The following is a 14,774-nucleotide window of genomic DNA, read 5'->3' as shown; positions in this document are numbered from 1 at the left end:
GTTCGTGGTGCTCGGTTTAGAAAACCCCTAAAACTTTTTATTATAATTTTCGATTTGGCGAGGTTTTGTTATCACTGAACTGGGGGGTAATTTTCCTCAACTCTAATCCTTGTTCGAAGATGTCATGAATAGGGTACATTTTACCTTCGGTGGTCATAAATTTATGGTCTTTTGTTGCTCGAATGATGGAACCGTCCTCAAGACAATATTCAAATATTTCTTGTTTACCTCGTGAATGCCATTGTTGAATAGGTTGAGTATAAACAAAGCCATTTTTGTCTACTGTATAAACAGTACAGTCGAGACTTTCCTCTACCACTTTACCTATGGAAATTGCTCCATATTCGACAGTCAATATCTTTGTATCATAACTCAAGCAATATTCCGCAAACTTAACCATTTGTTCATACAAATTTTCTGCAACATTTCTAGGAACCCCATTTTTAGTTGACCCATCAATAAAAATCTCTCGATGCTTTTTCATTTCTGAGATTTTCTTTTTTCCCATTGCGCGACGTAACAGGTCTGCTTCTCCTAAAGAATAACCCGCTAGATCTTGCGCCATCTTCATAATTTGTTCTTGATAAACTAAGACAGCATAGGTTTCCTCAAGAATGGATTCTAATAAAGGATGTTCATATTGAATCGCTTCTTTTCCATGTTTACGATCAATAAATTTAGGAATAAGTCCAGCATCCAAGGGTCCAGGACGATAAAGAGCTAAAATAGAGGAAATATCTTCAATTCCTGATGGTTTTAGATCTTTAACTATCTGCTTCATTCCTGATGATTCTAACTGAAAAATTCCTTCTAAGTCTCCTCTTGCTAAAAGTTTATATGTTTTCTCTATATCACCTGGAAGTTTTTTAGCAGTTCCTTTAGCAATAATTTGTAAAGCTTTTCTTTCTTCTAAAGGTAGTTGATCTAAATCTAAATCTATATTTCTATTTTGCTTAATTAAATCTGCTGTTTTCTGAATAGTTGTTAAATTTCTTAACCCCAAAAAGTCCATTTTTAACAACCCGAGGGACTCTAAATCTTCCATAAAATACTGAGTAATAACTGCTCCTTCATTATTCTTTTGAAGGGGGACAACTTCGTCTAAAGGTTCAGAAGAAATAACTACACCTGCAGCATGAACTCCAAAGGTCTTATTGGTTCCTTCTATGCGAATTGCCATCTCCACCCAATTACGTACAGGGATTTGACCAATCACATTTCCTTTATCATCTTTAATATCTACTTCTTGACTATCATAAGCTTCTTTAAATTTTAGCTCTGGTGTTTCATCAGAAATCATTACTTTTAATTTAGTGGGTTTTCCCCGTGAAACTGGAATCATTTTCGCCATTTTGTCGGAGTCTGCATAAGGAATATTTAATACTCTAGCCACATCTTTTAAAACAGCCTTAGAAGTCATACGGTTAAAAGTAATAATTTGAGCAACATTAGCTTCTCCATATTTTTCGGTAACATATCTAATCATTTCATCTCGTCTTTCAATACAAAAATCTGTATCAACATCGGGCATAGATTTCCGTTCAGGATTTAAAAATCTTTCAAACAAAAGTCCGTGATGAACTGGATCTATATTAGTTATTTTCAAAGAATAAGCAACCAGAGAACCTGCCGCCGATCCTCTTCCAGGTCCTACAGGAATTTTGTGATCTCTTGCATATTTAATATAATCCCAAACTACTAAAAAATAAGTTGAGAATCCCATTCTTTGCAACATTTTTAATTCATATTCTAATCTTTCCTTATAGTTCTCTGGTATTTCTTCACGAGAACGACATTTTAATCTTTCTATCAACCCTTGCCAAGTTATTTCTTCAATGTAACTATCGGGATTATGTCCTGGAGGAACGGGATAATTAGGAATGCGAGGTTCTCCAAAAATATTTTTGTAATGTTCAATTTTATTAGCAACTTCTAAAGTATTATTTATTGCCTCTTCAATCACACTATCAGGAAGATGATCTCGGAATAATAACCTCATTTCTTCTGCAGATTTGAGATATTCAGTCCCACTATATCTAAGTCGTTTATCTTCTGTAATTAACTTTTGCGTTTGAATACAAAGTAACGCATCATGAGCTTCTACGTCATAGCAAGAGATAAAATGAGAATCATTAGTTGCAATAATTTTAATGTCTAATTTATCAGCAATTTTGACAATTTCTCGATTAACAATTCGATCTTCTTGTGAACCATGATCTTGGATTTCTAAGTAAAAGTCATCTTTAAATAACTTTTGATACCATTTAGCAATTTGTTTAGCCTCTTTCAAATCTCCTGCTAAAATTTTTTGGGGAATTTCGCCTCCTATACAAGCACTAGTAACAATTAACCCTTCGTGATATTGCTCTAATAATTTTTTATTGATACAAGGACGAGAAAAAATCCCCTTTCCCTGAATACCTTTAAGGTGAGATATAGTTGTTAACTTTACTAAATTTTTATAGCCTTGGGTATTTTTGGCTAAGACAACTTGATGGTATCTTCGATGACGTTTATTAACTTCAATATCTTCATTAATAACATACATTTCATTGCCGATAATTGGTTTAATTCCTTTATTGCGACAAACTTTCATGAGTTCGATCACTCCATACATTACTCCATGATCCGTTAGAGCAATCGCTGGCATTTCTAATTCCAAAGCACGATCAACTAAAGCATTGAGTTGAGACGCTCCATCAAGTAGACTATACTCACTGTGAATATGTAAACCAACAAAAGACATACAATTCTCCTTAAAAATTAAAATAGTTTTTTGATTTATTGTTTGTTAATCAAAAATATTGATTATTTACGATTAAACTCTCTCCGTTGGTTCTAATATACAAGGATATTGTGAATCGCCTAGTTCAACTTGGAGTGTTGAATGATCGATGCCAAAGTTGTTATGTAACTCCTGACAAATTTGTGATAAAAATTTGTCGCCTGGATGACCTTGAGGAATAATTAAATGTGCTGTTAAGGCAGTTTCTGTGGTACTAATTCCCCAAATATGCAAGTCATGAATTTGAGTTACACCTGGAAATTCAGATAAATAAGTGTAAACAGCACGTTCATCAATTTTATTAGGAACTCCATCAACTACTAAGTGAAAGGATTCTTTTAACAGTTCCCAGGTGTTGAGAATAATCAATATACTAATAATTAAACTAAAGGCTGGATCTAGCCAAGACCAATGGGTTAAAAGAATTCCAATTCCTGCAAAAACAACCCCAACCGACACCATAGCATCGGCTATCATATGGGAAAATGCGGCCTTAATATTTATATCATTTCGACGACCTGAGAAAAACATTAAGGCAGTGCCAACATTAATAATAATACCTATCGCCGCTATCCAAATAATTGTATTACTTTGTACATCCTTAGGATAGAATAATCGCTCAAGCGCCTCCCAAGCTATTCCCCCTGTTACTAGTAATAAAGATACTGCATTCAAAAATGCAGCTAAAATTGATGATTTTCGCCAACCATAGGTCTTTCGACTCGATGGTTGTCGGCGGGCGACCAAATTAGCGGACCATGCTAAAGTCAACCCTAAAACATCACTTAAATTATGTCCTGCATCCGCCGTTAAGGCAACTGAGTTAGCTAGAAAACCTCCTATAAATTCAATCAATACAAAACTTGCATTAAGCAGTAACCCAACAACAAAGGCACGATTGTAACTAGTGGGATTATGATTATGTCCATGAACTGTAGTAGAATGTTTATCACGAGAGTGAGAGTGAGAGTGAGTATAATGATGGTGGCGTGTCATTTATAGGATCATAGATATACAATTTGACTTAGTTTAATATAAAAGAATAATAACTGTCTTTTAAGAAGAAAACATAAAGTCTGTAGTAATGTCCGTTTTTCAAACTATATTTAATAATATTAAAAAATAAAATTTCATCTATAAGTAATCATTAATCATCTAATTTTAGTGATTTGTGGATCTACAATATATTTTATACTATTCTTCAATTTAGCATTTTTGTAAATTTAAATCTTTCATAGATTAGGTAAAGATAAAAAATACGATACTATTAGTGTAAATAAAAACTTATTACCTATTCTCCATTGTCTTGTTAAGAATGAGCACTACGAACATGAAGTTCAGTGATTAAGATTAACAAGATAGGAAGGTAAAATTGCTAGAATAATTCTCTGCTTAATATTTTTTGCTTGTAAAATTTACCGCTAACCACGACTTTAAATTATAAACTTATTTGTTTTTTTTACTGATTTTGTTTATCTAATAACAAAAAAATAAATTATTGAAATAGTTGACTTAGTAGCTATTCTTAAAAGAGAAGAATATAAATATATGTCAAAATACTCTTTTGAATCAACAAAACATTTAAAAAAATAAAAATAGCGTGTTCTTTATGAAGAAAAAACAGAGATAGATCAATTTTTAGCGATGTTCGTAGCTTCATGTATTGGATTAATATCTTTATTTTGTACATATAAAAAATATTTTTTATGATCACTTTTTTAAAATTTAATCAAATCTGTAGAGTACCTTAGCTATTCGACTGCCTTATCTTCATAACCAAACAGAATAGTATTCTTCTTCATTTCTACTGTCATCTTTCGTGTACTCTCAATTTTCTCTAAAATTATCTCGGATAAGACTATGATGAGGAAAATAGCGATAAAAGTTTTCCGAAATTAAGTTTTACACAATTTTTTTATCTTTAATAAGATATACGGTGGTTGCGAGATGTAAAAACTAATCTCAATTCCCTTGAGAAAATCATTATTTTGATGTCTCTGCTACAAGATATTCCTATTGAATTAAAAAAAGAGTTGTTGTCTTTGATTTTCCTTTTTCAGATTTAAGCGAACCCAATAAAATTTTCTACCATCAGCTAGAGAAGACAAAGATGCACCGAACGGACATAGGAGTGCGCAAAAGACTACTGAAAATGGATTTAGGATTAAAAAGAGATGAAGCTGAAAAAATTTATTGTAAAGTCTATGTCAAAACAGATCGTTTAACTGAAGATGAAGTAGTGTTCTGTCTGAAAAGAAGCAACTTATCCATCGTAATGAAGTTTTGGATTGCATCGAAGAAAATAAAATTATCAATGCAGTAGGTGGACTAGAAAAATTAAATAAATGGCTAAAACAACGCTCCGATATGTTTACAAAAAGAGCTAGGAAATATAGTTTATCCAATCCCAAAAGAATGCTTATTTTCGTAGTTCGATGGTACGGAAAGTTCCTTATTGCCAAAACTATTTTCCTTTTGTGGAGATCGCCCCTATTATACTTAGACATGGGACTAGTTTATGATAGTTTGACGATAGGACATTCCGAGACAAACCTTTGTAATGCATTCAAGACGGACGAATCTATTTCCCCAGTCATTTTCTTCATTGATGAATTAGACAAGCCTTTATTCGGAGGAACTGGGTTTGCTGATTCTAATAAGGGAACTTTTAGCCGTATTTCTGGTTCCTTCCTGACTTGAATACGAGAAAAAACATCACTTGTTTTTGTGATGGCAACCGCAAACCAAGTAGATCTCTTATCAAGAGGATTCTTATGAACAAGGCGTTTGATAAACGTCGAGCTGTTTTTAATATTTAGCTTAGCAAGACTTGCTCTGAGTGAATATTCTTCGCTTCGATATTGAGAAATTGGCTAAGGTTTTTTATGTTTTTTTGTGTGTAGAGATTTAGCAGGCTCTAACAGCTACAATACATGATGTTTTTGCTTAAAATAGGGAGTTAACATAGCTTGATATTATTGTTGCGATTAAATCCATCCTATCTCTATCGCCGACAATGACTGAAGAGGTAACAACCCTTTAGTCCTGGCAAGATAATGCGCACAACCCACTTCAGCCTCTGTTGCTGAATATTAACGATTGGAGTTCTAACAAGTTTTCTACTATTTTCTAACAAGACAAAAGGCTAACTTTGTGTTAACAGTGTGGTCAAAAACTGGTTCCTATTTAGTAAGATGGCAAATCATAAATTATTGTTGTCTTCTATTCTTCTGGAGGAAATCTAAAATATCTCACTTTAGTACTCCGCGTACTGAATATCACAAATACTGTCATCTTAAACGCTTCTTTAAGCAATCTCGGCATTTCTATTAAGGTTGAAGCTGATATCCGTAGTTATAACGGACAGCATGTTTGTTCCGACATCATAGCCGTTCTCGAGGGCGAATATGATCTAGGCTAGTCTCATAACAACGATAGGACTTTCGACTTAATTACTGACCTATAGAGTGTTGCTAAGAAGTAAAACCAAGCTTAATTCATCTCTATCAACCAAAAGTGCACTTTTAACAAAATTATCGTCGACTTTAAACAGCAATTTCTACGAAATGCTGATATTAAATTAATTATTCTTAACTAAGATGTAATTTGAAACACATTCCCAAGTTTTATAATTGACTTTTTCGGTTGACCTCTTCTTGAAGATTAATAGTAATTAATAGTGTTAATTATAGTTATTTTTTTTGCAAAAATGTAAATAAAAAATACACATATTTTTTTATTATTACTTGTATCGAGATATGGGCAATTTTAACATTTGGATTAATTGGAAGATATGAGTAAGTAATTATCATATAATTTTTATTTATAAATTTTATTAACCTGAAATATCTGTAATTTTTGGTGATTTTTTAACCCCAAAAACTGAGTGTTTTTATGAATAAATTATTTTTTTAAAAACCTTAAAGTGATATATTTAAGAACTTAGACTAATGTTTAATAATTGTGTTAATAACTTAACAGGGTATTTAAGTAAAATTTTTATCTTCATAAGATATACTAAATATTGTTTTAAAGAACTATTGATTAATTCAAAATTATTGGAATATACAAATTTTGTGTTTTTAATTATTAGCTACAAAATATGTTTTTTAAACTTTGGGCTTTCTTTTTATTTGTATAAAATAATTGAGAGAATTAACACACTACGGGGTTTTTAAAAAGTCAAGTATCAATATTATTATTTTGTAGGGTGGACAGAGACTATTTTTGATATTTGTAATGGTATATCAAACTTTACTAATGCCAACTACATTTCCATTAAAATTTCTGGTAATAAGAACAACTTTTTTTGACCTACTTTTATCAAAAGAAAACCAGGACTCTCTAATTTTGTATATCGTTTCACTAAGATTCTTAATTGCAAAAGCAATGTGACGGTTTCAGTCTAATTTCTCTTCATTGCATAAAATCATAGCAAGATTACTGTCGATAATTTATCGTAAGGTTGATAGTCTTCTAATTAATATCAAACCTCGGTATAAAGATAAAATTAATCATTTCTAATCCTAAAAGTTAGCCATAAAAATGCTCAGCTTTTTCTAAATTATAAACAATAATAGCGGCGTGAAGATAGTAAGTGATTTTCATCATAATTAGACATCATCAACCTGATTAATTGATTGCCTCAGCTATTTCTGGGGAAGCTACTAATTCTTCTAAACGTTCCTGTTGATCCTGACTAATACAAATTTGGATTATATCCTCAATATCTCCTTCCAAAGCTCCCTCAAGAGCAAAATTTTGACCTAAACGATGATCCGTTATTCGATTGTCTTTATAGTTATAAGTCCGAATTTTCTCAGAACGTGCTCCTGTTCCTACCTGAGACTTACGCATTGAACTAACCGCGTTGTGTTGTTCCCGTAACTTTACTTCGTACAACTTTGCCCGCAAAATTTGCATTGCCCGTTCACGGTTTTGTAGCTGCGAACGCTCTTCTGTACAGAAAATACGAATACCCAAAGGTTTATAAAACAAATCTACTGCCGTTTCTACCTTATTGACATTCTGTCCCCCTGCCCCCCCTGAACGTGCTGTCGATATTTCAATGTCTTTAGGATCAATATCGACTTCCACTTCATCCACCTCTGGCATAATTGCCACCGTTGCAGTTGAAGTGTGAATTCGTCCTCCTGCTTCTGTTACAGGAACGCGTTGTACCCGATGAACCCCGGCTTCAAATTTAAGTTTGCTATAAACCTGTTCCCCTTGAATTTCAAGAATAGCTTCCTTAAATCCACCCATATCTGCCAGAGACTCACTTACTAGCTTAACTATCCATTTCTGACTTTCTGCATAACGAGAGTACATACGTACTAAATCTCCAGCCCAAATACTGGCCTCATCGCCTCCGGTACCAGCGCGAATTTCTAGCATGATATTCTTATCATCGTTAGGATCACGAGGAAGTAACAGAATTTTTAGTCTTTTTTCTAAATCTTCCGACTTTTTTTGTAACTCCTCTACCTCCATGGAAGCAATTTCTCTCATTTCAAGATCACCTCCGGCATCTTTGAAGATTTGTTTAGCCTCTGTTAACTCCTCTTGAGTCTTTTTCCAAGTCTCATAAGTAAGAACAGTTTCTTCTAAAGATGAACGTGCCTTAGCTACCCGTTGAAGTTCATCAGGGTTAGTTGCAATGTCAGGATCTGCTAGACGGTAGGTTAATTCTTCATAGGTTTGTTCAACAGATTGTAACTTTTCTAATAGATAGGACTCAGCCATAGGATTCTCTTAACTTTAATACTTCTAATTTAACAATAACAAGATTATGTCAAAGAGTTTGCTTCCAACTCGGTTTGAATTAACTAAAGAATTACGATATCTGTTTAGTAAAAAGTGGAACTTTTATAATACGACTAGAGTACGCTACTAATTTATCTTTTAAAGATATAACTATTTTAGTTCCGCCCTTGTACAGGAATAAAAATACTAGTAAAAAATCGTTTCCTTACCCGCTAAAAATGTATATTTAAATGTAAAATAATATGGACTGGAGATACTTTCGCAATAATTTTAAATGGAGAGTTTCTAGACAGCTAAACTTGTTAATAACCCGTAGACTAGAATATCAAATTGCTTGAAGATGTGGTGAACAGAATTGATGATTGTTGACGATATCTTACCCCAAATTGACCTACCGCTGCTTAAATTTTAAACACAGCATATTCTCTCATCTTAATCTCGAAAACTGTGAACTCAGCAGAAATTCTGCTGAGACACTAACATCAATCGCGTTGCTATTCTTCAGAAGCATCAGATTTTTTTTCAGATTTTTTATTGCCTCCTTTAGCAAGGTTTCCATACCGCTTTTGAAAGCGATCAATTCGTCCCTCCGTATCGATCATTTTTTGAGTTCCAGTATAAAAAGGGTGATTCCCCGACCAAACTTCCACATTAATTTCGGGTTGAGTCGATCCTACTGTCATCACAACTTCCCCATTACAAATCACTTTCGATTCGGGATACCAAGTGGGATGAATGTCCGGTTTAGCCATAAAACTCCTTCTGCTATTATTGACTAATAATTGTTAACAAAAATCGTAAATTATCGTTTTGAATATTGAGGGGCTTTACGAGCTTTATGTAAGCCGTATTTCTTACGTTCTTTTGCCCTAGGGTCACGAGTTAAATACCCTTCAACTTTTAAGGGTTGGCGATTTTCAGGAGCCAACTCACATAAAGCTCTCGCTACCCCCAATTTAACGGCATCCGCCTGACCGGTCAACCCTCCTCCATGAGAAGTGACTAAAATATCATAGTCATTCTCTAGCCCCAAGGTTTCTAACGGAGCCTTGATCGACTGAATATAGGAAGCAATTCGGTTAAAATAAGTGTTCCCTGGTTTTCCATTGACGGTAAGTTCCCCACTACCAGGCACTAATCGAACTCTTGCGATCGCTGATTTACGACGTCCAGTTCCCCAATAGATGACTTTGTCTTCAGTCGCAGTAGCTTGCATCAATTTTTTCCTCCATTAGGAATAGTATTAATATTAAGTTGTTCAGGATGTTGTGCTTGGTGGGGATGGGTCGCTCCAGTATACACTTTAAGTTTTGTAAATAATTTACGACCCAAAGCACTTTTTGGTAGCATTCCCTTGACAGCTTTTTCAACAATTCTCTCAGGGATACGGGCTTGAAGTTTTTCAAAGGTCTCTATTTTCATCCCTCCTGGTCGACCTGAATGACGGCGGTAGAGTTTTTGAGTATTTTTCCTACCGGTTACCATAACTTTTTCGGCATTGACTACAATAATAAAATCCCCTGTATCCATATGGGGAGTAAAAGTTGGTTTATTTTTCCCCCGTAAAACTTTTGCAATCTCACAAGCGAAACGTCCCAAACGTTGGTCTGTTGCATCGACAACATACCATTTATGTTCAATATTTTCTAGGGTTGAAGTTAGGGTTTTATTCATGGAGAACTCAGTGAGTAATAGATTTTATTTTATCGAGTTTTCTAGGAACTGATGACACACCTCTATAGGCTGCTCAGCAACAGAAAACTGTGGTTCAAAACTTTGATGAAATACAAAGGGTTGGGTATCAAACCGAACACTACAGGGAAAAGGAAAATTTTGATAACCTACCCGCAGCAAGCATAGTCCCTTAGCTGGAGCAGAATATTTAACCTCTTCTCTTCGCTGATTCATCCAAATATCGGTAAAGTTATCAGCAGAACGTCTACCACTGCCTACTTCAACTAACATTCCTACTAATAAACGCACCATTCCATACAGAAAACCCTTGGCTTGGATTTCTAAATGAATAAATGGCCCCTGTCGGTAACAACAAGCGGCTTGAATCTCAACCCAACAATGATCACGATGGGAACCTGCACGACAAAAAGCCGCTAGATGATGTTTTCCTATCAATGGTTTAAGAGCCGCGTTCATTAGAGATTCATTCAAGAGCGAATGGTAATAGTGCCAACTAAAGGGTTTTACAAATAGGTTTGGCTGCTTTTCAGTATAAAAAGTGTAGCGATAGCGTCGCCACTGGGCCGAAAAACGAGCGTGCCAGTTTTCAGTAACGAGGGCCGAGGCCCGAATAAGAATATCTTCGGGTAGATGAGAATTGAGAATATTTGCCCATCGAGTTGCAGGAATGGGACTATAATGGTCAAAATGAGCCACTTGAGCGGCTGCGTGAACTCCTGCATCCGTTCGTCCTGCACCGTATAAGGTAACTTTGGTTTCAAGGACTTGGGTGATCGCTGTTTCGATTTCTGCTTGAACCGTTCGCCGGTTGGGCTGCCACTGCCAACCATGAAAGCGACTTCCCAGATATTGAATAATCAGGGCGACTCGTTGTTTTTCTAGTGGTTGGGTTCGGTTCATAAATCTCGAAACAAATTTTAAAATAATTTAGACGAGCTCAATAATAGCCATTTCTGCATTATCTCCGCGACGGCGTAGGGTTCGAGCAACTCGAGTGTAACCCCCATTGCGATCACCATAGCGGTCTTTGGCTTCTGCAAATAGGGCATGAACTAACTGTTTATCGTATATGTAGCCTATTGCTCTGCGTCTAGCTGATAAAGAGCCGTCTTTAGCTAAAGTAATCATTCTTTCCACCTCAGAGCGCACAGCTTTGGCTCGAGTTTTAGTAGTTGTGATTTGACCGTGACGAATTAACTCTGTTGTGAGTGCTCTTAACAAAGCTTTCCGTTGGTCTGCTGGCTTTCCCAATTGGGGAACGCGACATTGGTGACGCATGATTTTTACTCCTCCTAAAGTAAATTGTAATGTAACGAGTCAAGTTTAAGTCCTCAAATTTTGAGTGTACAACACTCAAAATTTGAGGACTTAGATCAAGGTTTAACTTTTTCCTGAGGTAAGGTAATGCCCAACCGCTTTTGTAAAGCTTCAATCACCTCTTCAGCAGACTTTTGCCCAAAATTCTTAATTTCGAGAAGGTCTTCTTGACTATAATCCAATAAATCTGCGACTGTATTTATCTGTGCCCTTTTTAGGCAATTGTAAGCTCGCACCGAAAGTTGTAGTTCTTCAATAGGAATCTGACTTTGAGGATTATCGTCATCTTGATAATCAGGAGGACTAGTTTCAAGTTGATTAAGATCTTTAAGAGGACTAAATAAATCCACTACAATCTCTGCTGCTTCAGACAGAGCATCTTTTGGATTAAAACTGCCATTTGTCCATATTTCCAAAATAAGTCGATCTTTAGGCTCAGCCCCATCTCCCCTAATGTCTTCTACACTATAATTAACCTTGGTGACCGGCATAAAAACTGCATCGATCTGTAAGAAATCTAGGGAAGAAGATTCATCTTTGTGACGGTAAATTCCTTTATATCCAGTTCCTTTTTCAACTCGAAACTCCATCTCCAACTTCGACCCTTCTGTCAAGGTAGCAATGTACTGAGTTGGATCAACAGCCTCTACTTCTGAGGGTAACTCAAAATTTGCCGCAGTTACTGTAGCCGCTCCCATTGCTACCAGACGGCCAATTTGCGGCTGATCACTATAACTTTTGAGGACAATTTCCTTCATGTTTAACATGATTTCTAACACATCCTCTCTAACCCCTGGGATGGTAGCGAACTCGTGGTTAACCCCCGCAATGCGAATCGCCGTAACCGATGCTCCCTCTAAATTAGCTAGTAACACTCGCCTTAGAGCATTACCCATTGTAGTCCCTTGTCCTCGTTCTAGAGGCTCCAGGACAAACTTACTATATTGACTTTGATTTTTCTGAGTCTTAGACTCAACACACTCAATTTGAAACTGCGCCACGACCATGACCTCCCTTCATTGTCAAATGCCCCTACGACGCGGATTCGCGCCTTGTCCAACGCCAACTTTTTACGTTTTTTTTAATTTGCGACTGCTGGCTAAACTCGGCGTCGTTTTGGTGGACGACAGCCGTTGTGAGGTATAGGAGTAACATCCCGAATAAGGGTAATTTCTAGTCCTGCACCTTGAAGAGCACGAATAGCTGTTTCACGTCCCGCACCTGGCCCACTGACCATTACCTCAATTTGCCGCATTCCATGATCAATTGCTCGTCGAGCCGCTGAATCGGCCGCGGTCTGTGCCGCAAAGGGAGTTCCTTTCTTCGCCCCCTTGAAACCGCTTGAACCAGCTGATGCCCAAGAAACGACGTCACCTTTCGTATCAGCAATGGTAACGATAGTATTATTGAAGGTAGATTGGATGTGAGCCGTGCCGTTAGGAACATTTTTTTTCTGCTTCTTTGCACCGCTTTTTTTTGTTGGTCGCGCCATAGTTCTTTACTGAATTTTCTGTCTAACTCAATTACCAATAGAAACTCATTATTTTTTAGAGGGGGCTTTTTTCTTCCCAGCAACGGTAAGTCTTCTACCGCGACGAGTACGGGCATTGGTCCTAGTCCGTTGTCCCCGTACTGGCAGCCCTTGACGATGACGACGGCCTCTATAGGTCCCAATATCTGCTAAACGCTTGATATTCATTGCCTCCCAACGTCTCAAATCCCCTTCGATTTGATAGTTCGCTTCAATGTAAGCACGCAAAGTAGCAACGTCTTCGTCACTTAAATCTCTAACCCGAGTATCGGGACTAACCCCTGTTTCTGCTAAAATTTCTTGAGACCTCGATAGACCAATGCCAAATAAATAAGTTAGGCCAATCTCCACCCGTTTATCCCGAGGCAGGTCTACACCAGCTATCCTTGCCACGCTTTTTCTCCCTATACAATATTGCTGTTTGCGTTTTTAGAAATTGTTTCACTTTTGTGTAACGATAACGACTAACCTTGACGTTGTTTGTGTTTAGGATTGGTACAAAGCACCATTACTCGCCCACGCCGTCGGATAACCCGACATTTGTCACACATTCTCTTCACTGATGCTCTAACTTTCATTTTGTTTTTTAAAGCTTCGACTGCAAGCTTATTATTGTAGCAATAATTGTCTTCAAATTTAGCCAATTTAACAAATTTTTTAAGGAATTGTTGTCGAGCTTCAGTTTACTAACCTCTTATTTTTTTGTTTTTAACCGATAAGTAATTCTTCCTTTAGTTAAGTCGTAAGGGGTTAACTCAACCTTCACACGATCACCTGGCAGAATTTTAATATAGTTACGGCGGATTTTTCCTGAAATGTGAGCTAATACATTAAACCCATTATCAAGATCAACTCTAAACATAGCATTAGGGAGAGATTCTGTTACTGTTCCCTCCATTTCAATTAAATCTTGTTTGGACAAAAGATTAAGCCTCAAATGGTACACTTTAAAAAAGATTGGGTGGATGTCTAAGCTAGGAATGGACAAATATGATCAGTCTGACGTGTAAGCCTTATAGACTACTCCCCGCCTATTTTATCAGAAATTTTGAGGTCACGGGATTTGTCAGTTTGTGGTCAACTCCGTCACTGAATTAAGTAGTGATAACTCTTTTCAAAGAAGCGGTTACCCATTCTAGTGGAGGGTTTCCATCCACAGAAGTTAGTCGACAATGTTGTTGATAATAATCAATAACTGGCTTTGTTTTCTCCCGGTAAACTTCTAATCGACGACGAATAGTTTCTTCATTATCGTCTTTACGACCTCTTAACAGAAGCCGTTCAACAAGTTGATTATCGGACACTTCTAAATTGATAGCTTGTTCAGAAAATTTTCCCAATTCTAACAAGAGTCTATCCAAAAAAGTTGCCTGAGAAACGTTTCGGGGAAACCCATCTAAAATCCACCCACTTTTAACATCGTCCTGGTTAAGTCGTTCTCTAATCAAGTTTAATAGTAACTCATCAGGCACTAACTCCCCTTTATCGACATAGTGTTGAGCTCTTTTCCCTAATTCTGTCTTTTTAGCGATCGCTTCTCTTAACATTTCTCCGGTTGAGATATGAGGAATTCTTAATTGTTCTGATAAAAGTTGGGCTTGGGTTCCTTTTCCTGAACCTGGTGGTCCTAAAAAAATTAATCCCTTTGCATGACTCATAGCTATTGTTTGTCTTGAGGTT

Annotated in this window: 15 protein-coding genes and 1 pseudogene; 2 read left to right on the top strand and 14 right to left on the bottom strand. The window is 36.3% G+C overall.

Annotation, left to right across the window (positions count from 1 at the left end):
- Positions 1-40: 40 nt before the first annotated feature.
- Positions 41-2,746 carry a DNA polymerase III subunit alpha gene (locus RGRSB_RS02450; RefSeq protein ID WP_119259686.1) on the bottom strand — a complete coding sequence of 902 codons (2,706 nt, stop codon included), beginning with the start codon at positions 2,744-2,746 and terminating at the stop codon, positions 41-43.
- A 72-nt stretch (positions 2,747-2,818) separates the two neighbouring features.
- A complete protein-coding gene (locus RGRSB_RS02445) occupies positions 2,819-3,781 on the bottom strand; it encodes a cation diffusion facilitator family transporter (protein WP_119259685.1) in 963 nt (320 codons plus the stop codon).
- A gap of 1,287 nt (positions 3,782-5,068) precedes the next feature.
- Here RGRSB_RS02445 and RGRSB_RS02440 point away from each other — a divergent pair.
- Both RGRSB_RS02440 and RGRSB_RS02435 read left to right on the top strand, forming a co-directional pair.
- Complete coding sequence (locus tag RGRSB_RS02440; protein WP_119259684.1) at positions 5,069-5,485, top strand: AAA family ATPase; 417 nt, start codon at positions 5,069-5,071, stop codon at positions 5,483-5,485.
- Positions 5,486-6,031: 546 nt separating this feature from the next.
- Positions 6,032-6,383 (top strand): annotated as a pseudogene (locus RGRSB_RS02435) (DUF1257 domain-containing protein).
- Positions 6,384-7,417: 1,034 nt separating this feature from the next.
- Here RGRSB_RS02435 and prfA read toward each other — a convergent pair.
- From prfA to RGRSB_RS02370, 12 genes are all read right to left on the bottom strand, one after another.
- Positions 7,418-8,530, bottom strand: a complete 1,113-nt coding sequence (gene prfA / locus RGRSB_RS02425) for a peptide chain release factor 1 (RefSeq protein ID WP_119259683.1) — start codon at positions 8,528-8,530, stop codon at positions 7,418-7,420.
- Positions 8,531-9,045: 515 nt separating this feature from the next.
- Positions 9,046-9,303, bottom strand: coding sequence for a 50S ribosomal protein L31 (rpmE, locus tag RGRSB_RS02420; protein WP_119259682.1), 258 nt, complete (start codon positions 9,301-9,303; stop codon positions 9,046-9,048).
- A gap of 50 nt (positions 9,304-9,353) precedes the next feature.
- Complete coding sequence (gene rpsI / locus RGRSB_RS02415) at positions 9,354-9,767, bottom strand: 30S ribosomal protein S9 (RefSeq protein ID WP_119259681.1); 414 nt, start codon at positions 9,765-9,767, stop codon at positions 9,354-9,356.
- Complete coding sequence (gene rplM, locus RGRSB_RS02410; protein ID WP_119259680.1) at positions 9,767-10,225, bottom strand: 50S ribosomal protein L13; 459 nt, start codon at positions 10,223-10,225, stop codon at positions 9,767-9,769. The genes rpsI and rplM overlap by 1 nt, the downstream gene beginning before the upstream one ends.
- Before the next feature lie 24 nt (positions 10,226-10,249).
- On the bottom strand, positions 10,250-11,146 hold the full coding sequence (gene truA / locus RGRSB_RS02405; protein ID WP_119259679.1) for a tRNA pseudouridine(38-40) synthase TruA: 897 nt from the start codon (positions 11,144-11,146) through the stop codon (positions 10,250-10,252).
- 27 nt (positions 11,147-11,173) lie between these two features.
- Positions 11,174-11,524: a 50S ribosomal protein L17 gene (gene rplQ / locus RGRSB_RS02400; protein WP_119259678.1), complete on the bottom strand. Its 351-nt coding sequence runs from the start codon at positions 11,522-11,524 to the stop codon at positions 11,174-11,176.
- A gap of 95 nt (positions 11,525-11,619) precedes the next feature.
- On the bottom strand, positions 11,620-12,564 hold the full coding sequence (locus tag RGRSB_RS02395; protein WP_119260921.1) for a DNA-directed RNA polymerase subunit alpha: 945 nt from the start codon (positions 12,562-12,564) through the stop codon (positions 11,620-11,622).
- Between the two features lie 98 nt (positions 12,565-12,662).
- A complete protein-coding gene (gene rpsK, locus RGRSB_RS02390) occupies positions 12,663-13,055 on the bottom strand; it encodes a 30S ribosomal protein S11 (RefSeq protein ID WP_044106045.1) in 393 nt (130 codons plus the stop codon).
- Positions 13,056-13,103: 48 nt separating this feature from the next.
- Complete coding sequence (gene rpsM / locus RGRSB_RS02385; protein ID WP_119259677.1) at positions 13,104-13,487, bottom strand: 30S ribosomal protein S13; 384 nt, start codon at positions 13,485-13,487, stop codon at positions 13,104-13,106.
- A 71-nt stretch (positions 13,488-13,558) separates the two neighbouring features.
- On the bottom strand, positions 13,559-13,672 hold the full coding sequence (gene rpmJ / locus RGRSB_RS02380; RefSeq protein WP_119260920.1) for a 50S ribosomal protein L36: 114 nt from the start codon (positions 13,670-13,672) through the stop codon (positions 13,559-13,561).
- A gap of 116 nt (positions 13,673-13,788) precedes the next feature.
- Positions 13,789-14,016: a translation initiation factor IF-1 gene (gene infA, locus RGRSB_RS02375; protein ID WP_085433775.1), complete on the bottom strand. Its 228-nt coding sequence runs from the start codon at positions 14,014-14,016 to the stop codon at positions 13,789-13,791.
- Positions 14,017-14,188: 172 nt separating this feature from the next.
- On the bottom strand, positions 14,189-14,752 hold the full coding sequence (locus tag RGRSB_RS02370) for an adenylate kinase (protein WP_119259676.1): 564 nt from the start codon (positions 14,750-14,752) through the stop codon (positions 14,189-14,191).
- Positions 14,753-14,774: the final 22 nt, after the last annotated feature.

It is taken from the genome of cyanobacterium endosymbiont of Rhopalodia gibberula, assembly GCF_003574135.1.
Lineage (GTDB): Bacteria > Cyanobacteriota > Cyanobacteriia > Cyanobacteriales > Microcystaceae > Rippkaea.
This window is presented reverse-complemented; position numbering and strand designations above follow the sequence as displayed.

Bases quoted from the DNA above. Each gene is read 5' to 3' on its own strand.
- RGRSB_RS02450 (WP_119259686.1), bottom strand. From the start codon at position 2,746: ATGTCTTTTGTTGGTTTACATATTCACAGTGAGTATAGTCTACTTGAT.
- RGRSB_RS02445 (WP_119259685.1), bottom strand. From the start codon at position 3,781: ATGACACGCCACCATCATTATACTCACTCTCACTCTCACTCTCGTGAT.
- prfA (WP_119259683.1), bottom strand. From the start codon at position 8,530: ATGGCTGAGTCCTATCTATTAGAAAAGTTACAATCTGTTGAACAAACC.
- rpmE (WP_119259682.1), bottom strand. From the start codon at position 9,303: ATGGCTAAACCGGACATTCATCCCACTTGGTATCCCGAATCGAAAGTG.
- rpsI (WP_119259681.1), bottom strand. From the start codon at position 9,767: ATGCAAGCTACTGCGACTGAAGACAAAGTCATCTATTGGGGAACTGGA.
- rplM (WP_119259680.1), bottom strand. From the start codon at position 10,225: ATGAATAAAACCCTAACTTCAACCCTAGAAAATATTGAACATAAATGG.
- truA (WP_119259679.1), bottom strand. From the start codon at position 11,146: ATGAACCGAACCCAACCACTAGAAAAACAACGAGTCGCCCTGATTATT.
- rplQ (WP_119259678.1), bottom strand. From the start codon at position 11,524: ATGCGTCACCAATGTCGCGTTCCCCAATTGGGAAAGCCAGCAGACCAA.
- rpsK (WP_044106045.1), bottom strand. From the start codon at position 13,055: ATGGCGCGACCAACAAAAAAAAGCGGTGCAAAGAAGCAGAAAAAAAAT.
- rpmJ (WP_119260920.1), bottom strand. From the start codon at position 13,672: ATGAAAGTTAGAGCATCAGTGAAGAGAATGTGTGACAAATGTCGGGTT.
- RGRSB_RS02370 (WP_119259676.1), bottom strand. From the start codon at position 14,752: ATGAGTCATGCAAAGGGATTAATTTTTTTAGGACCACCAGGTTCAGGA.